The organism is Streptomyces sp. NPDC096012 (genome assembly GCF_040426375.1).
In the GTDB taxonomy this organism is placed as follows: Bacteria; Actinomycetota; Actinomycetes; order Streptomycetales; family Streptomycetaceae; genus Streptomyces.
In genome coordinates this window covers 1-21,553 of the sequence record NZ_JBEOTD010000030.1, presented here as the reverse complement: position 1 = coordinate 21,553, position 21,553 = coordinate 1, and the positions used below count along the sequence as shown (strand labels likewise).

Sequence of the window (21,553 nt, the reverse complement as noted above, 5' to 3'; positions counted from 1 at the left end):
GATGCCGGGCATCGTCGGTGCGCACCGCAGCATCGGGTGCGCTCAGTGGCCGGCTTCTCGCCCGCGGGGTGCGGTCCGGGCTCCTGCGGGCGGTGCGCCCGCTGGTCGTCCTCGCGCACCGGGTGCACTGGGTCGGCATCGTCCTGTTCGGTGTAGCGGTCCGCGCGGGCGCGGGATTCGGAGGCTGCCTTGGGGAAGGCGTCCTGGAGGTGGCGCAGCCGCTCGACTGCGAGATCGAGGGCTTCCACGTCCGTGCGGGATTCCCGCCAGGCTCGCAGCGCCGTCAGGTCGATCGCCTCCCGCCGCCCAACCTCCGGCTCCTGGTCGCCGTGCTCCGGCTCGGCGGGCCGGGGCGCGAGCAGTTGCTCGGGCACCGCCGCCTTGGGTTATGCGCGTAACTGCGGAAACCGACACAGGCCGGCACGGTGGCTCTCCGGGCCGCCCGTTTCCGGCGGGCCGGTGCACGATGATCGGTGCGCTGGTCACACCTCCCAGCGTGCCCTTGACGGGATCGCGGGGCGAGTCGGCAGGGGCGGTCAGGGAGTGTCGCCGCACCAGTCCCAGCGGGTCGGGTCGCCGGGGCGCGGGTCGTACAGCGCCCGCCCGTCGGGGCCGAACTGTCCCAGCTCGGTCTGGAGGGAGCTCCGAAGCAGACCTCGGCCTCGGCACCGGGCCTGTGGGACGCGCACCTCGGCTGATGAGCTGGGCCCTTCGGCACAAGGAAGCCACAAGAAGCGCTCTTACTCTCACTGGCCCACCGACCGGCAGACTAGTGGGAGTTGAGAGTGCATGCACGGATCGTCACCAGGTAGAAGTGCAGCAGGGCAGGTCCTGCTGTGGGTTGCCGTGGCCGCCGCGCTGCTCGTCGGGTGCTCGGCAGCGCCCGGCAAGAGCGCGGCGGTCGGGGCGTCCGCATCCTCGTCGGCAGGGAGTTCTGAACAGGGCCGCAAGCCCAACATCATTTATGTACTCACCGACGACCTCTCCTGGAATCTCGTGCGGTATATGCCGCACGTTCAGCAGATGAGCAAGCAGGGGACGACGTTCTCGAACTACTTCGTCACCGACTCGCTGTGCTGCCCCTCGCGTTCCTCGATACTCACGGGGCAGTACCCCCACAACACCGGGGTCTTCACCAACAACGGGGACGACGGAGGCTACGGCGCCTTCATGAAGAACGGCGACGAGAAGAAGTGCTACGCGCCGGCTCTTCAGAAGGCCGGCTACCGCACCGGCTTCATGGGCAAGTACCTCAACGGCTACCAGCCGGAGGACGCCAGCGGTACCGGTCACCCGTACGTGCCTCCGGGCTGGAACGAATGGGACGTGGCCGGCAACGGGTATCCAGAGTTCAACTACGACCTCAACGAGAACGGCAAGGTCGTCCACTACGGCCATGACCCGCAGGACTACCTGACCGACGTGGTGTCCGCCAAGGCGGTCTCCTTCATCGGTTCCTCGGCGGCGGACAGCAAGCCGTTCATGTTGGAACTCGCCACCTTCGCGCCACACGGGCCCTCCACGCCCGCGCCCCGCGACGCCCACAGCTACCCGGGGCTCAAGGCACCCAGGAGCGCCGCCTACGATCGGCTGCCCGCGCAGGCGCCGAAGTGGCAGGCAGATCTCAAGCCCCTGAGCGACAAGGAGAAGACGCAGATCGACCGCAAGTTCGCCAAGCGGGTCCGCTCGGTTCAGGCCGTCGACCGGATGATCGGCCGCCTGCAGGACGTGCTGAAGGAGAAGGGGCTCGCGGACGACACGTATCTGGTCTTCGGCTCGGACAACGGCTTCCACATGGGTGAGCACCGGCTGCGGCCGGGCAAGCAGACCGCTTTCGACACCGATATCCGCGTCCCCATGATGGTGACAGGACCGGATGTGCCGGCGGGGCGGACCACCTCCCAGCTGGTGCAGAACACCGATCTCAATCCGACGTTCCAGCAGCTCGCGGGGCTGAAGCCGCCCTCGGCCGTGGACGGTCTCAGCCTTGTCGGCCTCTTCCACGGATCGTCGCCGAATCACTGGCGTGAGTCCGTTCTGGTCGAGCATCACCATCCCGGAACGTCCACGGGCGATCCCGACGCGGCTCCGAAGGACAGCGGCAATCCGCCGACGTACGAGGCGCTTCGGACCGCAGACAGTCTCTGGGTCGAGTACGCGGACGGGGAACGCGAGTATTACGACACGCAGGCCGATCCCGCTGAGCTCAAGAATCTCGCAGGCAGTCTGAGCGACGGGAAAGAGGAAGCCCTGCACGAGACCTTGACCACGCTCGCCCGTTGTTCGGGCTCCGAGTCCTGCCGGGACGCGTCGCGGCTGCACCAGTAGCCGTCATCGCGCTGCGCTCGGCGGCATCCGGTTGCGGACATACGAAGACCCCGCATCCAGCGCCCTGAGGGGTTGCGGGGTCTTCCGCACTTCATGCGAAGCGCCCCCCCGGGCACGATTTGAGCCTTGCGTACACGGCTCCGGAGGCGTCGGTGCCCTCAGCCATGGGTGCTGGCCGGCGGCGCATCCTGTGGAAGTCTTCCTACAGGACTCAACCTGCGGCGTCATAGCCGGCGTCCCCGCTCCGGTTGGCAGATGACGCGTCGCTGCGGTGGCTGGTGGGGCCAAGTACCCCGTCGGCGCTGCGCGGTTCTGTGCGCGGTTACTGGTTGAACTTGTCGCGCAGACAAGGCTTGCGTCCAGGCCCGGCTCGTACCGCACTGCTACAGCCCCTCCGCTACAGGCGGTAACAGATCACCGGATCGCATGGAAGCGCGGAGAAACCAGGTCGCGATGCCGAGCGGACCTCGTTCACCCGAGCCCTGCACGTCGTCCGCCGCACGGGGATCTCACCGAGCGGCTTTTCCCCCCTCCGCACGCAGACGGGACCGGCGCCTCGGACTTGCCGAGATCGGCCGCAGCCTGTTACCTCGCCGCCGGCCCCGTGACTGTCCCCGCAGGATCCGCTCATGCGTCACCGGCTACGGCAGCAAAGCCCCCGGAGAACCCGCCAGCAACCGCCGTTCCCCAGTCGTTGTCATCCTGAACCACCGATGGCACGACCACTAAAGCAACGGCATTGTCATCCGTTCGACAGGGGGGAACAGTCATGCCGGGCCGGAGGCCAGCGGTCCTCTTGCAGGACCACGGAAAACATAACTGTGAGAGTTCTTTTGCGGCCCGGGATGGGTTGCTGCCAGGCTCGGCGCTCGTGATCCGGCATGACACGCAAAATAACTGGCGCCCCGTCAGGGATTGCCGTTCCCCCGAGATGTCTGCCGGACGCGGGCGCCGACCTGGCCCACCCGTTGGCTTGATCAGCAGCTTGTCCGCCGCCTCACGGCGTGACTCATCACAGTTCCGCCACGTGGTGACTCCATCCAGGGCCGACGCCGACAACGGCCATTCGCCCGGAGGATAACAACCGCGTGTCCATGCTTGCAGAACACGTCGACGGCGTCATCGGAGTCGACACTCACCGCGACACCCTCGCCGCAGCCGCCGTCAGCCCCATCGGCGCCGTCCTGGAAACTACCGACGCACCCGCCCACGGCTGCGGCTACCCGCCAGAGCTCCTGAAGTTACTCGGCGTCGGTCCGATCACCGCGGCTCAGATCCTGGTCAGCTGGTCGCACCCAGGCCGGTTCCGTTCCGAGGCCGCCTTCGCGTCCTTCGCCGGTGTCGCCCCGATCCCGGCCTCATCCGGCCTGACCAACAAACACCGGCTCAACAGGGGAGGAGACCGCCAACTGAACCGAGCGATGCACACAATCACCCTGATCAGGATGCGGCTGGACCCCGCCACGAAGGCGTACGTCGCCCGCCGAATCAGCGAGGGCAAGAGCGCCCGCGACGCGCAGCGATGCCTCAAGCGCAACGTCTGCCGCCAGATCTTCAAGATCCTGGAACGACGAAACCAGCCAAACGCGGAAGAGCTCCCTCAGGCCGCTTGACAAGACATAGCAGCCTCGGGGGCTGGGGAGGCGGTGGTGGGCGCGTTCGCGGTGGTGCGCTCCGTTTGGCTGCAAGCCCTCGCGCGGGCGGAACAGGGAGCGACGGACGCCGGCGGGTGACGGGGCCGCCTGGTCAGCGGTGCTTGAGCGGATCATGGGGTGTGGTGAGTGAGGATGTCCCTGATGTCGATGAGCCACTGGCGCAGCGGGACTCCCTTTGGAGGCGCAATGCGCAGACCGAGTACACGGGCCGCTTCCGTCAGGTCGTCGTCGTTCTGGTCGGCTGAGATGACCCCGTCGATGTCCGTGGCCGCGGCTCGGTGGTCCTCCGGGGACTCCAGGGCCAGGTAGTCGTCGACGGCCTCGGCATGCGACTGGTACTCGGCGGAGAAGTCCTGGTGGAAGTAGGACCCCAGGAGGTGGGCGAGCGCGGGGAACCGCTCACGCCACTCCCAGACAGTCTGCGGGCGGTGGGTGGAACCGTCGGCCGGCGGCTTCGCGAGGAAGCGGCTGAGATGATGGCGGATGACCCGCAGACAGTCCTCGACGCTCACGCCTGACGGCGGTTCGATGTGCGGAAGGAGGTCGACGTCGTCGGCTACCTCGTCGCTGAACAGGCCGACGGCGAGCAGATCGTCGAGCTCGCGTACTGCGGCTGCCGCACGCTGGGGTTCGGCCGCGACGACACGCAGGTAGGAGGTGAGCGCTGCGCCGGGTGCTTCCATCGTGTCGTCGAACGTGTTGCCGCTCCATTCGTACGCCTGCAGGAGGTCGTGCAGTTCCGTGAAGCGGTCGTGGATGGGCGCCATGGGCTGTGGACCTGTCTGGTTGTTGCGGGCTTACGAGGTGGCTTCGGGGTAGGAGGTCAGGACGCGGTAGCCCAGAGGGACGGTCGGGTCCTTCTTGAGGACGACTTTCGCCCCCGTCACCCATTCTGGGGGCAGTCCGTTCCTGAAGTTGCTGCGGGACAAGCTCATTCCGGTGGGCTCTCCCAGCTCGGCCGAGAAGTCCTTCTTCCCTGCCGGCTTCCCGTTGTTCAACCAGTCCTCGATCTGCTTCTGCCGCTTGAGGACTACCGCCTGGGTGTGCTTCTGGGCCGAGGCGTGGTCGATGTACCGGGAGGCGGCGTCCAGTTCAGGGTCCCCGCGCAGGCGGGCCCGGAGGTCCCGGGTGGTGACCTCCACGTGACGGGCGCCGGTATGCGCGCCGTTCTTGCCTTCGTCCGCTGCGAGGTCCGTCGTGTATTTCGGCTTCTGCGCCCCCTTGCGTTTGTTGCGTGGCCAGGCGTTGGGTTCGCCGTCGCCATTCATGAGCAGGCCGAGGTCGTCGGCACTTGCGGTCAGACCGCCGGGCAGCGCGACCTGGGGTTCGAGCCCGGGGACGCGGACGCCACCCAGCAGTTCTGTCCATCCGCCGGCGCCCCGCACGGCCCTCACGGTGGCGCCCGCACCACCGAAAGCGCCACCGGTGAGGGCTCCGTAGAGCGCGGCCTGGCGTACCTCGTCGAGGCTGAGGCCCTTGCTCTCGCCCAGGGCGATGGACATCGGCTGGGCGAGGGCCAGGTCGACGGTGACGGACTCGATGCCCGCGAAGGCGGCGGTGGCGAGAGTCGTACCGGCGATGGTGGCGATCTCGGTGGAGACGGTGACGCCGAGGGTCGCGGCGAGCTCCACGATGGTGGCCGTGGCCGCCGTCGCGGCGGCCTCGGAGATGCCCTCACCTGCTCGCGTGCGGTCTCCTGCGTTGCAGTGCCCGGGTGGACTTCGGTGAACGGCGGGATCGTGGTGAGGTAGACGGTGATGTTGGAGTTCTGGCCGGCGGTGCACGCGTCGGCTCAACCATGGCGGCGACCGCCAGGCCAACGCCGCCCTGCACCGCATCGTGTTCACCCGGCTGCGCCACGACCCCCGCGCACCGTCAGACCGGTTTCTCGCACCCCCGCTTTATAGGGGCGTCCGTGAGACGTGAGAGGGTCTGGGCGTGAGTGAGACACCCCCGAACACCCTGCAATACCGCTTTGACGGGCCGGAAGACGCTCCGGTCCTGATCCTGGGTCCCTCACTGGGCACCACATGGCACAGGTTGTAGAGACCGTCTTTGGGCGTCCACGTCAGTCCAGGGCGGGCGCGTAAGAGCAGGTCAGGGCAGCAAGTCCTGGGGAGTCCGTGTAGTTGGTGACAGACGTGTGACAGTGCCTGTGACAGGGCGGTGATAGAGCAAGGCCGCGCCGGGGAGCATGCTGGCGGGGCCTCTGCCGGAACCACGAGACGAAGCCCCACCGGAGCACTCCGGTGGGGCTTCGTCTCGTCGAGCTCGACTGTGCTTGCGCGCATGACGCGCCCGGCTCCTCATGCAGTTCGTGTTCCTGCGATGCGCTCGGTGACGCTGGATTTGCGATCGCAGCCAGCAAGGTGGAGCTTCGTGAGGCGACGCGGCCCCGCGGGAATCCGGGTGGGTCTTGTCGTGTGGTGGGTCGATGCGGTGTGCCCTGCTCAGGCGGGCTCAGCGGTATGCCGGCTGTCGGTGGATGCGTGACGTCGTGGCCACCGTTGATGCTGCAGCCGTGACGAAACCGGACTCGGTCGTACGTGCCGGACGGTTCTGCGGTGACAGGGCACAATGGTCCGCACGCGGTGGCTGGGGGGTGGGTCGGCAGCACGAACCAGACGCTTATTCCCAGGCCGTGCGGCGGACGCCCCACGCGTCGGCGAGCGCGTCCAGCAGGGGTTTCCCTCGCGGCCGGACTCGGTCGGATCCTCGACGGCGGTATCCGGCGTCAGGCTGCCCTGCAGGGGTGCGGTCTCACCACCGACCGGCTCAGGACTGGTTGGTGCGCCGCCCTCTGCTGCATTGTGTTCGGTGGCCCGGGTCCCCAGCTCAGGTCTTGGCTCGCGACCTCGCACTCCAGCAGGCCCCACCGCAGCCGGGCGCTGACAAGCACCCGGCCGGTGTTCCGGGCGGGCAGAACGGCATTGCTGACCAGTTCGCTCAGCAGCAGGACCGCCGACTCCGCGTTGTCCTCTGACACGGCCCACCCCGCCATGACCGCAGCCAGCAGCGGGTGTCACAGGCGTCCCTGGGCGGCGGAGTTACCGATGGCTGGCCAGGCCCTCGGCGAAGTCGTGCAGGCCGATGCCGGTGGCGATCATCAGGGCGAGCGAGCCCGCCTGGCTGCGGGTGCGAGGAGCCAGCTCGGCGGAGGCGGCGGCGCCCGGGCCGGCGGGCCGGGCGGCGGCCTCGCGGCGGCGGTGATGACGCCGTTCACTGCTGGCCGCGTCTCAGGGCGCGACGGGTGCGTCCTGCGTGCGCTGGTCAGCCGGGATCAGGCGTGGGATGAGCCGGACGTAGGCGACCATGCCGAGGACCTCGACGAGGGTCGGCGTGACCACGACGACCGCAGCCACCGCGAGCGGAGGCTGGTCTCCGGGCCGCTGGCGGACCGGACGCGCCGCTTCTGGGGTCTGGCGATCGCCGGATACGCGCTGACGGTGGTCGCGGTCCCGCTGCTGGGTGTGGCCGGGGTGCTGTGGACAGCGTGTGTGCTGGTGGTCGCAGAGCGCGTCGGCAAGGCGGTGCGCTCGCCGGCGAAGGACACGCTGCTGTCGCATGCCACGGCCGCGACCGGGCGGGGCCGGGGCTTCGCCCTCCATGAGGCCATGGGCCAGATCGGCGCCCTGCTCGGTCCGCTGCTGGTGGCGGGCGTGCTGGCACTGACCGGGAACGACTACGGCCCCGCACTCGGTGTGCTCGCCGTCCCCGGCATCGCCGTACTCCTGCTGTCGTTCTGGCTGCGGGCCCGGGTACCGGACCCCGAAGCCTATGAGCGTGAGGTGCAGGCGGCGTCCACGCGTTCGGAACCACAGGCGGGGGACGAGCGGTTGACATCTTGGTGGGGCTCGCCTACTTCGTGGGGGCTTCAGGCCTTCGGGGACGGCGCCAGCGCGACACCTTCCGTCATGCCTTCACGGGGCCGGTGGCAGAGCAGGTCGATCTCGAACTCAGCGAAGGTGGCGAGGACGTTGAAGAACATAGTCGGGGCTCGCACGTTGCGCCCGCCCTGGCAACTCCCGGCATCATGCGGTGGAGCTCAGTAGCGTGGAGGGATGAGAACACGTGGGGGGAGGCTCGCCGCCGTCGCGAGCCTGATAGCCGGCATGGCCCTGGTGCTGGGCGGCTGCGGCAAGATCAGAGCGGACAACACCGGTTCGGGAGAGACGAGCGCGACAAAGCTCGGGTTCAAGAAGTACGCGGGCGCGGTGGGCTACCCGTCGGTGACCGGCTCGCACAACAAGGGGTACGTGGCGCCTGGCGAGGGTCTTCGCCAGCTGGTGCCGCTGGGCGACTGCGCCTTGGGAGAGGGGACGTTCGCCAACGGGTACCGCTATGTGAACGTCAACTGGACCGGTTCGCAGGGCTGTACGAAGCTCTCGATCACCCCGAAGCCGGGCGCAGACGACGAAGCCGACGTGCCGTACTCCATGCGCAGCGGCTGGCTCGGCGGCGGCCTGCCGGGCGACGTGGTGGTGCCGTGGGACGACGGTTCACTGATCGGGGTCGGCGCCACGCTGACCCGCCGAGCGCCGAACGGCGAGCAGCCCCGGCTCGCCGCGCTGCCGCTGACGTTCAACATCCACCCCGAGCAGGAGACCGCGGACGACGCCTCGGTGAACACCGCGATGAAGGTCGGCACGCGCCTGCTGATCGGCGGCGGCCAGACCGTCGACCAGGTGGAGTCTCCGTACGTGTTCGCGTCCGACGACGCGGGCAAGACCGTGCGTCGCGTGCCGCTGCCGGCGATCGACGGTCGGCAACCGTCCACGCCCGTGGGCGACTTCGGCGTCAACGGCACACAGGTCGTCGCCTTCGGCGCGGCGGCGACCAACGCCTACAACTTCCACCCCACGGGCACGATCCCGTTCTGGCACAGCGCGGACGGCGGCTTGCACTGGACGTCCGGCGACATCACCGGGATGCCACCGGGCACACAGGTGCACCGCGTCCTGTACGCGTCGGGCCACTGGTTTGCCGTGGGCGGCTACGCGAAGGCCGGCGCCTTCTACGATTCCCTCCCGCTGGTTCTCACCAGCCAGGACGGCACCCACTGGATGCGGATGGACAGTTCGGCGATGGGCACCGGCAACATCGCTGCCGCGACCGTCGACTCCGCGGGCCACCCGGTCCTGGTCGGATCGGCCCCCCGGCCGAAGTCCGAGCCGAACTCCCGCACGGTGTGGTGCAGTTCCGTCTGGGTTGGCGACGGGACGACCACGGGCTGGCAACGCGGCGGCCTCGGCTGCAGCGAGGATCCCCCGAGCGCGGCGGCCACCCTCACGGACGGGCGTGTGCTGATCGCGGGCAACCGGGACCTCTGGCTCTCTCGAAGCCCGTGGCCGGGGCGCGGTCACAAGTCTTGATCTCCTCCCGCGGCGGATGGGCCGTCACAGGATCCACGAGATCGGCGAGGTCCTGGAGCTGCTGCGGGGTGCCGCGGCGCTCAGCATCTGGAACGGCCGCCCCGCGGGGATGCCGTTCTGGCTGGGGCGGGGCTGGGGTCGTGAGTCGCGGCCACGACACTCCCGCGGTGCCGACCCGGGCAAAGCGACCGGGTGCCGAATTCGGAGCCCCCGGCCCGCCCGAATAAGGCGAGGGTGGGCGACGACGGCGCCGACCGCCCCATCGTGGTAGCCGAGCCAAGGAGAAGGCCGAGCGGAGCCGAGCCGGGGCCGCAACTCATTGTCATACCTCTGTGGTGAGGTGAAGTCAGACAACGGAGAGCGAGAGGCGGAGGGGACGATGGGTGAGTGCACGGCGTGGCGACCGTTTCTGGAGCAGTGGAGCGCGGAGTGGATCGCGGGGCACGACCCGGAGAAGGACGCGCCGCTCGCGCCGGAGGTCGTGCGTGACACCTGGCTCGGGTTCGCGCCGGCGAGCGAGACCGAGGTCGCCGCGGCCGAGGCCCGGCTGGGGCGCCGGCTGCCGCCTTCGTTGCGGCAGTTCCTGCAGGTCACCAACGGGTGGAGGGACGCGGGCAACTTCATCTACCGGCTGGCGGGCACCGCGGAGCTGGAATGGCTGCGCGATACCGACGACCGCACCTGGATCGAGGTCTGGGAAGACCTCGCGGAGGACGAGGACGAGGACGAGGACGAGGACGGTGAGGATGCGTTCGGCGTTCAGGAGGCGAAGATCCTCGCGCGCTCCCTGCGCCTGTCCCTCGAGGGTGACGCGGCGGTCATGCTGCTCGACCCGGACGACGTGGACGAGGACGGTGAGTGGGCGGCGTACTGGCTCGCTTCCTGGTCCGGCGAGGGACCGGAGCGGTACGGCTCTTTTTACGACCTCATGCGTCGGCAGTGGGTGTCCTTCCACGCCCTGCGCAAGCCGCCGGGCGCCACCCGGGACCACTGGGACGCGGAGGTCGAGCGAGCCCGCTGCGAGGCGCTGGCCGGGGCCGTCGACAGACCGCTGGCGGTGTTCGCCCAGGCGCACGAGTACGGGCGGGAGCGGGCCGACGTGCTGAGCATGCAGATGAAGGCGATGCTCGGCGATTGGCGCGGCCACATCGCGAGCCTGATGTGGTACCGCCTGGGGCACGACGACCTCCTGCTCAGTCCGCTGTTCGCCGCGCAACTCCTGCCGCTGCTGGTCCGGCAGGATCAGCTCGCGCACCCTCACGACCTGCGGCCCCTGCCGCGGCTCAGGGAGTACGCGCCCGCGCCTGTGCGGGCGCTCGTCGCCGACTACGAGGCCCGTACGGCCGAGCCGGGCTTCCGGCTCACCTTTGGCGGGCCCGAGTTCGACGCGGCCGTGCACGCCGTCACCGACCGCCTCACCGGACACCCAGCCTTCCAGGCTCCCGACGAACCGCCGAACCGTACGGGTCCGATCGTCGTCACCCTGTACGCGGGCGGCGGCCCGCGGCCGGAAGCCGACCCGCTGTCCGACCCCGCCAAGGTCCGCGCGGCCCGCGCGGCCCTGTGTGACGAGGCGTGGCCCGAACTCCACGCCGCGCTGCGCCTGTGGGAGCCGGTGTGTGAGGACCATATCGCCCCGATATCCCTGTTCGCCGACCCGGCCCTGGCCCAGATGATCACCCCGGACCGCGGCCGCGAGATCCTGGCCACGCCCCGAGGGACGGGCCCCGGCCTCCCGTAGGCTGGGCGTTCCAGCAGTCAGGGACAGCGACACCGTACGGGGGAATGGCATGTCCGAGGAACGCGAGGGTGTCGTGATGTACTGGCGGCCTGGGTGCGTGTTCTGCATGAAGCTGCGGCTGAGCCTGCTCTTCACCCGCCTGCGCTACTCCAAGCGGAACATCTGGCGGGACAAGGACGCAGCGGCGTTCGTCCGTTCCGTCGCGGACGGGAACGAGACGGTGCCCACCGTCACCGTCGCCGGGCACGCCATGGTCAACCCGTCGAAGCAACAACTACTGGACGCGGTCCGCACGCACGCACCGCACCTGCTGGCGTCCTGACCTGGCGCGAGAGGAGACAGGGCGAGGGCGCGATGGCCTGTGGCCGGCCCGGACGCGGTCGAGGGCCGTCGGGCACCACCCCAACGCGAGCCCGCCCTGTTCCGCATCGCACAGCGCACCTCGACCATGTCGTCGTAGATCCGGGGTACGACGGCCTCGACCGGGAGACAGGCCAGTTCCGGCCGCAACGCCCGCTCCGCAGTATCAGCCTCCGCGCGCCCTCTGTCGCATAGAGGCAGTCGATCAGGCCGACTTGGCGTCGCGCCCGAACTCCGCCACTCGAAGGCAGCGATGTGTGGACCTACACCGCCGATCTCGGGCGACCTCCATCCGAAATCGCACCAACGGTGCATCGTGGCTATGGCCGCGCGGTACGCCATACCTGACGGAGCGTCGGGCTTCTCAGCATCGCCGATCGTGCGTGACCTGCAGATTTCCAGTAGCGACGGGGACAGGCGACGGGGACGGATCGACTACAGGAACGGTGACGGCGTCCTACATGACTCGCCTGGCTTCCTACCGGATCCGCATGCCCTCGCGGATCCCCGTCACCTGCGTCAGATGGACAGCGGACACCAGCGCAGGGTATGCACGCGTATCGCCCTGTTCATCATCCCGGAACTCGAGGACAACCCATGCGTGCAACGCAGCTCATACCTGGAGTGGCCGTCGTGCTACTCGCAGCCGCTCTCGCGACCGGCTGCTCTGGTGGACACAGCACTGCGGCCGGGGCCGGGCCCGTGGCTTCCTCCGTCGCGGCGACTCCGACGCCCGGGATCACTGCGGTAAAAGAGGTCGGGAGTTCGCCAACGCCGAGCACCGCCACATCGACTGGCTACCCGACCACCCCAGCCGCTCCAGGCGCGGCCGTGCCGCAGGTACGAGACGCCTTCGCAGTACTGCAAGCAACGTACAACGACAGCTGCGGGACCCCCGGAAACTGCCAGTACTTCCTCAACCGTCTCCTGACCAACCTCGACGACCTCGGCAACTCGATGAAGGTCAGCCCGAAGGGCACAGCCCACTTCAGGCAGCCGCTCGGCTGGATCGAGCACATGCAGAACGCGCTGGGCGGCGACTTCACGTTCGACAACCTCCACAAGCACCAGAAACTGCTGGTCACGACCCGCGACAAGATCAACACTTGGATGCAGTCGTACCCGGACGACTACCGCTAACCCGAACATGTCACCCACCGCAAATAGGCGAGAAGCTGCAGGTGAGCGGCACAGTCAGGAGATGGCCGCCGTGGGCGGCTGAGGTCAGTGGCCGCCCGGGAGGGCGGGGTAGTCGGCGAAGGCGTCCGTCTGGGTGAAGCCGCGGTTCATCGTGCCCTCCGCGGACAGCGGGAAGGCGTTGATGAGGAAGCCGGCCCCGATGGGGGCCGTTCTGCTACGACTGCGCCTTCCCGACGAAGTAGCCGAGGCCGGTGAGGGCGCTGCGGGTGCTCACCGGGAAATCACCGCGCCTTACGCGCGGCGGTTCGAGGACGCCCCTGACGGCCGCGAGCCCCTCGCAGCGGCGCTGCCCGTGAAGCGGAAAAAGAACCATGGCGCCGTGGTTATGGGCGTGGTGATCTGTGGGTGGCGCGGATGAGCCCGGGGCCTCCGCGGTCGGTGGCGCCGACGGGGGGATCTCGCCGGGGAAGGGGAAGTCGACCGGCGTACTCGGCGCCGCTGCCGCGGTCCGCGAACCCCTCCGCACCGGCGCGGCGAGCTGCCTCCCGTGATTCGGGGTGGCCACTTCCGTCTGCCGCGCGACGAAGGCGGCCACCTTGTCCGGGAACTCCTCCGGCCCGGGGAACCCGCCGTGGACGTGTGTAGGGCTTGAGCAGCAGCGCGCATCCCAACCGCGTCGCGCCATGCTTCCCCACCAGGAGCTCCTGTTCGTCGTCGAGCACCGTCCAGGGCTCGACGACTCGTCCACCTCCGCCGGTTCCCCCTATGACGGCCCGTCATGCCGGATCACTACTGGTCAGGACGGGGTCCGGGCCGGGCGCCCTGGTGCTGCCGGAATTCCGCGCACGCCTGGTCGGCCACGGGCCGGAGCCCGATGCGTAGCACGCGGCATGGGAACCCGCCGCGACGCACCAGGTCGTAGCCCTTCGAACGCGGCCCGGGCGGTGCTGAGCGGGCGGGCGCGTGCCCAGGACAAGTCAGGCGATGGACCGGTACAGATCGCCCCGGATGTACAAACTCGCCAAAGGCTCGGCGGTCAAGGCCCGCAGAAAGGCCCTCCACCGTCAAACGACGCTTCGAGTGCCTCACAGCGGGCGACGGCTCGGCGACCCGATCGCCGGCACGTTGGTGCGCTGCCCCGTGCTGCAGACAGCCGTGGAGAAGCCACCCTGGTCTGAAGCGACCTGAACAAAGGTGTCGGCTTCTGTGCCGTATATCGATCGGCCGGAGTCAGATCCAGGACGTGCCTAGGACTGGGACTGAGCATGCTCAGCGTTTTTGGATGGGGATGCTGTGGCTGGCGGGAGGATGAGCGGGTGCTGTCCCGGGTCCGGGGTCTGACTCCTGATATTTCTGACCAAAGTGTCCCGATCACACAGTGTTGGCCGTTGGCCGGGGATGGTGCGTTGTCGGTGCCGGGCGGCGGGGCGTGTCCCCATGGGGGCCTGCCGATCGTTGTGGCGTCCTCACGATTCTGACCGCCTGACGCGGCCCGGTGCCGGCGACGCGCCATGGGACCGGAAGCGGAAGGGGCATGTCCAGATCGACCATGTCCAGTACGCCGCCTGCTTCGCAGACTCCTCGTCATCGCCCTGCGGGGGAGGTGGTTTTGCGAGTGGACACGCACCGGGATGCCCATGTGGGTGCGGTGCTCTCCGCGATGGGGGCGGTGCTGGCCACCGGCGAGTTCCCGGCCACCGCGGCGGGATATCGGGATCTGCTGAAGTGGGCCAGGAAGCGGGGAACCGTGCGGCGGGTCGGTGTGGAGGGGACCGGTTCCTACGGGGCGTCCCTCTCCCGCTATCCGCTCGCCACCGCAGGGCATGCCGGGACCGGGCGGTATCGTGCGAATCGCGGCACCGGGCTCAGTTGGCGCGCAGGCGTGCCAGCGTCGCGTCGAGGTCGGCCTTGCGGGGCCGGTTGTAGGGGAGCTTGGCGAGCATGGCGGCCATGCCGCAGGTGTTGGTCACGGCGGAGAAGACCAGGCCCCCGGCGATGCCGGCAGACAGCAGCCGGAGGGCCGGGTGGACGAACTCGCCCAGTGCCAGGCCCAGCAGGACGACCGATCCGGCGGTGAGGCGGACCTGACGCTCCATGCCCCAGGTCGCCTTCGTGCTTCCCTCAGGCCGGTGCAGGTCATGGCCTTGGGCCGCCCAGGCGGCGGTGCCGCCGGTGAGCGTGGCGGTGTGTATGCCTGCGTCCGCGAGCATCCGGCACGCGTTCTCGGAGCGGGCGCCGGAGGCGCAGACGACGAGAACCTCGCCGCGCTGGGAGGCGGTGCGGATGTCCGGCAGCGCCCGGTCGAGCTGGTCCAGAGGGATGTTCAGGGCGCCGGGCATGTGGCCGCCGGCGTACTCGCCGGGGGTACGGACGTCGATGACGGTGAGTTCCTGAAGGCGGCTGTGGGCCTGGCGGGGGTCGAGGGTGGTGGGGGTGGTCATGGCGGATGTCATCCTTGTGAGTCGTGGGTGCCCCGGGAGCGGGAGCGCTTGTTTCCCGTGGGGTGTCTGTGAGGAGTGGTCGTGGAACTTGATCTGGCGGGCGCGGAGCTGCGGTCGGTGCTGAACCGGCTGCGCCGGGCGCAGGGTCAGATATCCGGGGTGATCCGGATGATCGAGGAGGGTCGCGACTGCGAGGAGGTCGTCACCCAGCTCGCGGCCGCATCGCGCGCCCTCGACCGAGCAGGATTCGCCGTGATCGCCACCGGTCTCCAGCGGTGCCTCGCGGACTCCGGCAGTGGTGATGGGTCCGGTGAGGATCGTGAACAGATGCGTGCCCGGCTGGAGAAGCTGTTCCTCTCGCTGGCATGACGCTCTCTCGCCCCCCTGCCTGAGGAGTGTGGATCCCGAGGCGTGCGGACACGGTCATGCGATCACGTCCACGAGCATGAAGGCCGCGACCGCGAGCAGCACGTAGGCGAAGAGGCGCTGAAGGGTATGTCCCCTGACCTTCTTCGACAGGCGTTTGCCGTCCCAGGCGCCCAGGATCGCCGCCGCGGTGAACGGTGCGATGACCGCCCAGTCCAGGTGCGTGCCGGTGCCGGCCCGGGCGGCGAGCGCGGCCAGGGAGTTGATCGTGATGACCAGCAAACTGCTGCCGACGGCTCGGCGCATGGGCAGGCTCAGCACGCTCACGAGGGCAGGGACGGCGAGGAAGCCGCCGCCCACGCCGAGGAAGCCCGTCACCGCGCCGAGGCCGGCCCCGGCGGCGCCCGCCTTGCCGGGGTTGACCGTGCCGGACGGCTCGCTTCGGGCGGGCCGCAGCATGCGCAGCGCGGCGAGTGCCGCTATGGCGGCGAAGGCGACTGTGAGCATGGTCTGGGGCAGATGGCCGGCGGCGGCCCCGGCGAGCATGGCGGGCACGATGCCGGCCGCGGCGAACAGCAGTCCGGTGCGCCAGGCCACGTTGCCGTCCCGGGCGTGCCCGACGAGCGCCGTGACCGAGGTGAGGGTGACGATGACCAGGCTGGCCGTCGTCGCTTCAGCCGGGGTGAAGTGGAGCAGGTAGATCAGGGCTGGCACGGCGAGGACGCTGCCGCCTCCACCGAGGCCGCCCAGGGCCAGGCCGATGACGGCACCGGCGACGAGCGCGAGGATCAGAGCGGTCACGATATGGAGCCGGTGTTTCCGCGTCCGTCGACGACCGGGTGGCCGGCGGCGGCCCATGCCTGCATGCCGCCCTTGACGTCCACCGCCTCGGCGCCGCGTTCGGCCAGCAGCCCGGCGGCCCGCTGCGAGCGGTTGCCGCTGCGGCAGATCACGACCAGCGGCCGGCCCTGGGCTGCGGCGGGCAGCGCGGCGCCCGTCGCCAGGCGGGACAGCGGCGTGTGGAGGGCACCGGGGGCGTGACCGGCGTCCCATTCGACCTGCTCGCGCACGTCGAGCAGCACGGCCGGGGCGCCGGTGCCCTGAGTGCGCCGGCGGGCCTCGTCTACGGTGACGCGCTCTGCGCGGTTACGGAAGAGGAACATCACAAAGCCTCTCGGGGGAGCTGGCAAAGGGGCGCGGCGGGGCCGTTCAGCCGGTGACGAGGGGCAGTCCTGCGTCGGCGGCGGCGTCGAAGCCGTCGTCGACGGCCACGACGTCACGGCCGGCGGCGTCCAGCAGCGAAGCGGCGATACCGGCCCGCATGCCGCCGGCGCAGTGCACCCAGACGGTGCCGGCCGGCACCTCGCCCAGGCGCTTGTGCAGCTGATGGACGGGGATGTGGACGGAGCCGTCGATGTGGCCCGCGGCACGCTCGGAGTCGCGCCGTACGTCCAGGACCACGATGCCGTCCGTGCCGTGCTCGGCCAGGCCGGCGAACGTGGAGCGGGGGAAGGAGGCCAGGGAGCCGCCCTCGGTCACCCACTCCCCGGGCGTGCCGGTCGCGGCTGCGGCGGGCCGGTCGATGCCGACCCGGACGAGTTCGCGCTGGGCGGCTGCCAGCTGCTCGGGGGATTCGGCGAGCAGGGTGACCGGCTTGCCCCACGGGATCATCCAGGCGAGGTACGTGGCGATCTTGCCGTCCGCCTCGAAGTTGAACGAGCCGGCGACGTGGCCGCGGGCGAACGCGATGCGGTTGCGCAGGTCGACCACCCACTCTCCGGCCGCGAGGCGGGTGGCGATCTCGGCGGCGTCCGCGACGGCCGGCGGAGTCAGGTCCAGGGGTACGGGGCCGCCGGCGTTGGCCGGGCCCATGTGCGCGTAGTAGGCGGGCACGTCGTCGAGGTCGGCCAGCAGCCGGGCGACGAAGGAGTCCACGTCCTGGGTCAGCGCCGCGTTGACGCTCTTCTCCTTGCCGATGGTGGTGGCGTCCCCCTCGGCCTGCGCCGAGGAGCAGAAGCTGCCGAAGCCGTGCGTGGGCAGCACGGACGTCTCGTCGGGCAGCTCGGCCGCCAGACGGTGCGCGGAGGCGTGCTGGGCACGGGCCAGCCGCTCGGTCAGCCGCGGCTCGACCAGGTCCGGCCGGCCCACCGTGCCGATCAGCAGCGACCCACCCGTGAACGCGGCCACCGGAACGCCGTTCTCCTGCAACACGTACGACGTGTGGTGCGGGGTGTGGCCGGGGGTGGCCATGGCCCGCAGCTCCAGCCCGGAGTCGACGGTGACCGTGTCGCCGTCGGCCACGGGCACCCGGGCGAAGAACACGCGCGCGCCGGCCGGCACCAGGTAGACGGCACCGGTCACCCGGGCCAGCTCCAGACCGCCGGTGACGTAGTCGTTGTGGATGTGGGTCTCCACCACGTGTGAGATCCGCACCCCGCGCCGGGCGGCCGCCGCCAGGACCTGGTCGAAGTCGCGCGGCGGGTCCACCGCCACGGCCGTCTGCTTGCCGCCGGCCAGGTAGTGGCGGTTGCCGAGACCGTCGAGTTCGATGGTGTCGATGAAGAACACGGAGATGCCCCTTCCCACGTAGATTACCCCCCGGGGTATACGTACCACCGTAACATGAGTACCCCCGGGGGTATTTCTGGTACCCCGTGGGGTATTTCTGCCGTGCCGGCACACCTGACGTGAGCCGGGCCGGGTGGCGTGGAGGGGCTCCCCCGGACGTCGGTGCGAACGGAGGCATTCAGGGCGCAGCGCAGTGGGGCGAGGGCCTCGGTGGGCGTGCGGGGCATCCGTGGTCCGCCCGAGTGGCGGGCGTGTGAGCTGCCGGTGTCCGGGACGGCGCCTGCCCTCGGGCGGCGTGGAGTCGGCTGCGGAGCCGGGGGTGCCGTCCGGCTGTACGCAGTCGTGTCGGACTTACGCGGTCCGGGTGGCGAGGGAAGCGAGCGCAGCGTCGAGGCGGCGGGTCGCCTCGTCGGCGATGGGACGCAGGGCATCGAGCCCGGTGAGGGCGACCATCGTGTCTGGGTCGAGCGCCTGGACGACCGTACGGCCGCCCTCGGCACGGACGACGACATTGCAGGGAAGCAGCAGGCCGATGGAGCGGTCGACGTCGAGAGCGCGGTGAGCGAGCGACGGGTTGCAGGCGCCGAGGATGACGTACTCCTCCATGTCCTGGTCCAGCTTGGCCTTGAGGGTGACGGTGACGTCGATCTCGGTGAGGATTCCGAAGCCCTGCGCGGACAGGGCCTCGCGGACGCGCTCGACGGCGGTGGCGAAGTCGGTGTCGAGGTGCACGGTGCGGTCGTAGGGCATGACCTTGCCTTTCGATGGCTCGACGGTGCCGGAACGGGTGTCCCAGTGTCTGTGGCCCACGCGTGCCGGCGTCCGGAGAGGTCCCGCAAGCGCGCGTGCGGAACGAGCGTTTCGTGCCGTTCTCACGCCAGTGACAGGAAGAGTCTCTCCAGTCGGTTGCGGATCTGCGCGGTGTCCTCACCGTTCTTCCGGCCGGTGTCCATGTCGGTCACGCACTGCTGCAGACCGGTGGCGATGATGGCGAAACCGGCGCGGTCCAGGGCGCGGGACGCGGCGGCGAGCTGCGTGACGACGTCTTCGCAGTCGCGGCCTTCTTCGATCATCCGGATCACGCCTGAGATCTGCCCCTGTGCGCGGCGCAGTCGGTTCAGCACGGATTTCAGGTCCGAGCCTTCAAGCTCCAGTTCCACGACCACTCCTCGAGTCCAATACCCTATGGGGTATTTTACCAGCCTCGCGCATACCCTGCGGGGTATCTCTCGGAACCCGCCCGGTGGCGGATCTGTTCCGGGAGGTCACGGCCGCACGGCGCGGACCAGCGTGTCGAGGGCGGTGCGGGGGCCGTCGGGGGTGGTCACCAGGCGCTGGACGGTCTCGGCTCGCACGATGTCGGCATAGGCTCGCCACACGGTGGCGACCTGCTCGGCGGTGTACAGCACACGAGGGTCCTGGGGCCCGCCGTCGCCTTGCCGGAGGTTGGCCGCGGCGTGACCGACGAGCAGCAGGGTCCCACCGGGCCGGACCGCACGTGCGGCCTGCCGGAGCACGTGTTCCATCTGCTGCCACGGCAGGTGGAGATAGGCGATGAGCGCCAGGTCGTACGTCGCCTCCGCAGCAGACCATGCGGTCAGGTCCGCGCAGACGGTGTGCAGCCGCGCACCGCGGTCGGCGGCCAGCCGCCCTGCCTTCTCCAGTGCCACGGCGGAGAAGTCCACGGCGTCTACTTCCCATCCCAGCTTCGCCAGCCAGACCGCGTTGCGTCCTTCCCCGGCGGCCAGGTCGAGTACCCGGCCGGTGGGCTCGAGTCCGGTCAGTTCCTGCTCGACGAACCGGTTGGGCTCCGCCGCCCATACGAGTTCGGCGCCGCGGTAACGCTCGTCCCATGCTGCTGCGTCCATGTGGTGCTCCTCGCGTCTGTCCTGTCCCGGACCCGCCGTCGCAGTCGGTCCGTTCGCCTGCGCCCGCTCGGCGTCGGCTGTTGGCACCGCCGCTTGGCGGACTTCGGCGGCGGTGACGGCACGCGTTCTTTGTCGCTATTGTGCGGGCCCGGCACACCGGGGCGGGGGTGAGCGCCCGGCGCCCCCGGTGCCCGGGTGCACCACGGAGGAGCCGACCCGCGGGGGTGCGGCGGATGATGACCGATGCCCGCCGCACCCAAATTCGTGTCAGGCGTCCCTGCCTTGTTGATCGGGATGAGCGAGCCATTCGTAGGGTTGGCTCACCCAGGGGTGCCGGGTGTGGCTTTCAGGTGTCTGCCGTGGTTGTGGCTCAGTCCGATTCGCCGCCCGGCGCCCCACTAAAATGTCTGACTTTTCGGATTCGCTCCAGCTGTCTGAGTCGGGGCGCTGATGTGCAGCTCGTGCGGCCGACGAGTCGGACGGTGTCGGCCCGTTTCCCTGAACTCCCAGCATGCGGCTGGCGAGTTGTTCACATGGCCAACTGGCCTGCCGTTCGAATGCTCTGGCCCCCGACCTGCGTGACAGTTTCAGGTCGCGGCCCGAAATCGCCCGGCTTAGCCTGTCAGGGAGGCTCTCGTCTGCCTTGACGTCTTGGCCGGATGTCGCGAGGGATGTCGGCTCTGAGCTGCTGTTTTCTCCCACCGGTCCGGCGACAGCATGCATGCATCACCGGAACGGCACGCTCGTCTGCGGCAGATTCCGTCAATGGCGGGCGGACGTCCGTTCCTCAACTGCATGGGTCAGTCAGCAATCAGAACCTGGTCACTCGGCTGACGCGCCCACGGCTTGTGACCGGTGCCCTGCTTTCCGGCCAAGGAGGAAGCCATGCACGCGAAGCGACTCAGTGTCCTCCTCGCAATCCCGTTGGCTGCCGCCGCACTCCTGCTTCCCGCGACCGCAAACGCTCAGGCACTCGCGGCGCAGTCTGCTCCGACGGTGGTCACGCAGCCCGGCTCGGCGAGGACCACCCCTTACGACCAGGGCTACAAGGACGGATATCGCGACGGCCTTGTATACGCCCGCCACTGTGTCCGCGGCGATTCCCGTGGCCGGACCGGCAAGCCGGGGGCGTCCGCCGAGTACAACCGGGGCTATGTGGCCGGCATCATCGCGGCTTACCGCTATGGCCACCGGACCTACTGCGGATTCGGGCGATCCTGATCTGCGCGCACCGCGCTTGCACGCTTTGGTTGTGGCGCGGGAAGACGGTGGGTTGGTGCGCGCTCATGAGTGGGCGCCCGGAGTCGGTACGGCCACGCCACACAACCCGCCTGTCACAGTGGATGGTTGGCTGGGGTGCGGGCGCTGCAGCAGCTGTGCAGGAGCTGTGTCACCGCCAAGTGCAGTTACTCCGCTCTCTTTTGAGCAAGATGCCGCGATTCGGGTACGACGCGGGTCACAGGGTCGATCTTGGCGGACTTGGCGCTCGGTGGCCCCCGGGGCAGATCGCTCCCGCTTGGCTCGCCCAGTTCTAGGGTGAGGCAGTGGCGTCGGCGCGCATCCGAGTCGCAGAGTGTCGGGTGACTCTTCGTCCAGGATGCGGCGGGCTTTGCGTTCCACTAGACGAGTGAGTCCGATGTGATCAGTGGTCATACGCGATCAGAGAGCGGGTGACTGGTGCGCCGATCTTGTTGTTGTGCCAGATACCGGCGGC

20 protein-coding genes and 1 pseudogene are annotated in these 21,553 nt (G+C 69.5%); 11 read left to right on the top strand and 10 right to left on the bottom strand.

Annotated elements, in window-relative coordinates; translation table 11 throughout:
* Positions 1-17 precede the first annotated feature (17 nt).
* The 3 genes from ABVB68_RS25685 to ABVB68_RS25675 all read left to right on the top strand — a co-directional run bounded on the left by ABVB68_RS25685 (position 18) and on the right by ABVB68_RS25675 (position 3,941).
* Positions 18-398 carry a hypothetical protein gene (locus ABVB68_RS25685; RefSeq protein WP_353603498.1) on the top strand — a complete coding sequence of 127 codons (381 nt, stop codon included), beginning with the start codon at positions 18-20 and terminating at the stop codon, positions 396-398.
* 391 nt (positions 399-789) lie between these two features.
* Positions 790-2,328 (top strand): sulfatase family protein, encoded by a 1,539-nt coding sequence (locus tag ABVB68_RS25680; RefSeq protein ID WP_353603497.1) that lies wholly within the window; start codon positions 790-792, stop codon positions 2,326-2,328.
* A gap of 1,094 nt (positions 2,329-3,422) precedes the next feature.
* The gene (locus ABVB68_RS25675) at positions 3,423-3,941 is read left to right on the top strand and encodes a transposase (RefSeq protein WP_353603567.1); all 519 of its coding nucleotides are present in this window, start codon (positions 3,423-3,425) and stop codon (positions 3,939-3,941) included.
* 152 nt (positions 3,942-4,093) lie between these two features.
* Here ABVB68_RS25675 and ABVB68_RS25670 read toward each other — a convergent pair whose 3' ends face one another.
* Both ABVB68_RS25670 and ABVB68_RS25665 read right to left on the bottom strand, forming a co-directional pair.
* Positions 4,094-4,750 carry a contact-dependent growth inhibition system immunity protein gene (locus tag ABVB68_RS25670; protein WP_353603496.1) on the bottom strand — a complete coding sequence of 219 codons (657 nt, stop codon included), beginning with the start codon at positions 4,748-4,750 and terminating at the stop codon, positions 4,094-4,096.
* Positions 4,751-4,780: 30 nt separating this feature from the next.
* Positions 4,781-5,614 (bottom strand): RNase A-like domain-containing protein, encoded by an 834-nt coding sequence (locus ABVB68_RS25665; protein WP_353603495.1) that lies wholly within the window; start codon positions 5,612-5,614, stop codon positions 4,781-4,783.
* Positions 5,615-7,036: 1,422 nt separating this feature from the next.
* On the opposite strand from ABVB68_RS25665, the gene ABVB68_RS25660 reads away from it, so the two are divergent.
* The 5 genes from ABVB68_RS25660 (at position 7,037) to ABVB68_RS25640 (ending at position 12,596) form a co-directional block, all read left to right on the top strand.
* A complete protein-coding gene (locus ABVB68_RS25660; protein ID WP_353603494.1) occupies positions 7,037-8,035 on the top strand; it encodes an MFS transporter in 999 nt (332 codons plus the stop codon).
* 9 nt (positions 8,036-8,044) lie between these two features.
* Positions 8,045-9,355, top strand: coding sequence for a hypothetical protein (locus ABVB68_RS25655; protein ID WP_353603493.1), 1,311 nt, complete (start codon positions 8,045-8,047; stop codon positions 9,353-9,355).
* 379 nt (positions 9,356-9,734) lie between these two features.
* The gene (locus tag ABVB68_RS25650; protein ID WP_353603492.1) at positions 9,735-11,096 is read left to right on the top strand and encodes an SMI1/KNR4 family protein; all 1,362 of its coding nucleotides are present in this window, start codon (positions 9,735-9,737) and stop codon (positions 11,094-11,096) included.
* A 49-nt stretch (positions 11,097-11,145) separates the two neighbouring features.
* The gene (locus tag ABVB68_RS25645; protein ID WP_319594182.1) at positions 11,146-11,418 is read left to right on the top strand and encodes a glutaredoxin domain-containing protein; all 273 of its coding nucleotides are present in this window, start codon (positions 11,146-11,148) and stop codon (positions 11,416-11,418) included.
* An 869-nt stretch (positions 11,419-12,287) separates the two neighbouring features.
* Positions 12,288-12,596 carry a hypothetical protein gene (locus ABVB68_RS25640; protein ID WP_353603491.1) on the top strand — a complete coding sequence of 103 codons (309 nt, stop codon included), beginning with the start codon at positions 12,288-12,290 and terminating at the stop codon, positions 12,594-12,596.
* A 214-nt stretch (positions 12,597-12,810) separates the two neighbouring features.
* On the opposite strand, the gene ABVB68_RS25635 is transcribed toward ABVB68_RS25640, so the two are convergent.
* Positions 12,811-12,969, bottom strand: coding sequence for a hypothetical protein (locus tag ABVB68_RS25635; protein ID WP_353603490.1), 159 nt, complete (start codon positions 12,967-12,969; stop codon positions 12,811-12,813).
* A gap of 1,161 nt (positions 12,970-14,130) precedes the next feature.
* Here ABVB68_RS25635 and ABVB68_RS37000 point away from each other — a divergent pair.
* Positions 14,131-14,388 (top strand): annotated as a pseudogene (locus ABVB68_RS37000) (IS110 family transposase); the annotation flags it as partial.
* A gap of 73 nt (positions 14,389-14,461) precedes the next feature.
* Here the strand turns inward: ABVB68_RS37000 and ABVB68_RS25630 are convergent.
* Positions 14,462-15,037, bottom strand: coding sequence for a rhodanese-like domain-containing protein (locus ABVB68_RS25630; protein ID WP_353603489.1), 576 nt, complete (start codon positions 15,035-15,037; stop codon positions 14,462-14,464).
* A gap of 81 nt (positions 15,038-15,118) precedes the next feature.
* On the opposite strand from ABVB68_RS25630, the gene ABVB68_RS25625 reads away from it, so the two are divergent.
* The gene (locus ABVB68_RS25625; protein ID WP_353603488.1) at positions 15,119-15,406 is read left to right on the top strand and encodes a metal-sensitive transcriptional regulator; all 288 of its coding nucleotides are present in this window, start codon (positions 15,119-15,121) and stop codon (positions 15,404-15,406) included.
* Positions 15,407-15,460: 54 nt separating this feature from the next.
* Here the strand turns inward: ABVB68_RS25625 and ABVB68_RS25620 are convergent, their stop codons facing one another.
* From ABVB68_RS25620 to ABVB68_RS25595, 6 genes are all read right to left on the bottom strand, one after another.
* A complete protein-coding gene (locus tag ABVB68_RS25620) occupies positions 15,461-16,204 on the bottom strand; it encodes a sulfite exporter TauE/SafE family protein (RefSeq protein ID WP_353603487.1) in 744 nt (247 codons plus the stop codon).
* The gene (locus ABVB68_RS25615; protein WP_353603486.1) at positions 16,201-16,566 is read right to left on the bottom strand and encodes a rhodanese-like domain-containing protein; all 366 of its coding nucleotides are present in this window, start codon (positions 16,564-16,566) and stop codon (positions 16,201-16,203) included. The genes ABVB68_RS25620 and ABVB68_RS25615 overlap by 4 nt, the downstream gene beginning before the upstream one ends.
* A gap of 46 nt (positions 16,567-16,612) precedes the next feature.
* On the bottom strand, positions 16,613-17,971 hold the full coding sequence (locus tag ABVB68_RS25610; RefSeq protein WP_353603485.1) for a rhodanese-like domain-containing protein: 1,359 nt from the start codon (positions 17,969-17,971) through the stop codon (positions 16,613-16,615).
* Positions 17,972-18,322: 351 nt separating this feature from the next.
* Positions 18,323-18,721, bottom strand: a complete 399-nt coding sequence (locus ABVB68_RS25605; RefSeq protein ID WP_353603484.1) for a DUF302 domain-containing protein — start codon at positions 18,719-18,721, stop codon at positions 18,323-18,325.
* 122 nt (positions 18,722-18,843) lie between these two features.
* A complete protein-coding gene (locus ABVB68_RS25600; protein ID WP_353603483.1) occupies positions 18,844-19,131 on the bottom strand; it encodes a metal-sensitive transcriptional regulator in 288 nt (95 codons plus the stop codon).
* 105 nt (positions 19,132-19,236) lie between these two features.
* Positions 19,237-19,839 (bottom strand): class I SAM-dependent methyltransferase, encoded by a 603-nt coding sequence (locus ABVB68_RS25595; RefSeq protein WP_353603482.1) that lies wholly within the window; start codon positions 19,837-19,839, stop codon positions 19,237-19,239.
* 885 nt (positions 19,840-20,724) lie between these two features.
* On the opposite strand from ABVB68_RS25595, the gene ABVB68_RS25590 reads away from it, so the two are divergent.
* On the top strand, positions 20,725-21,060 hold the full coding sequence (locus ABVB68_RS25590; RefSeq protein WP_353603481.1) for a hypothetical protein: 336 nt from the start codon (positions 20,725-20,727) through the stop codon (positions 21,058-21,060).
* The last annotated feature ends 493 nt before the right edge of the window (positions 21,061-21,553 follow it).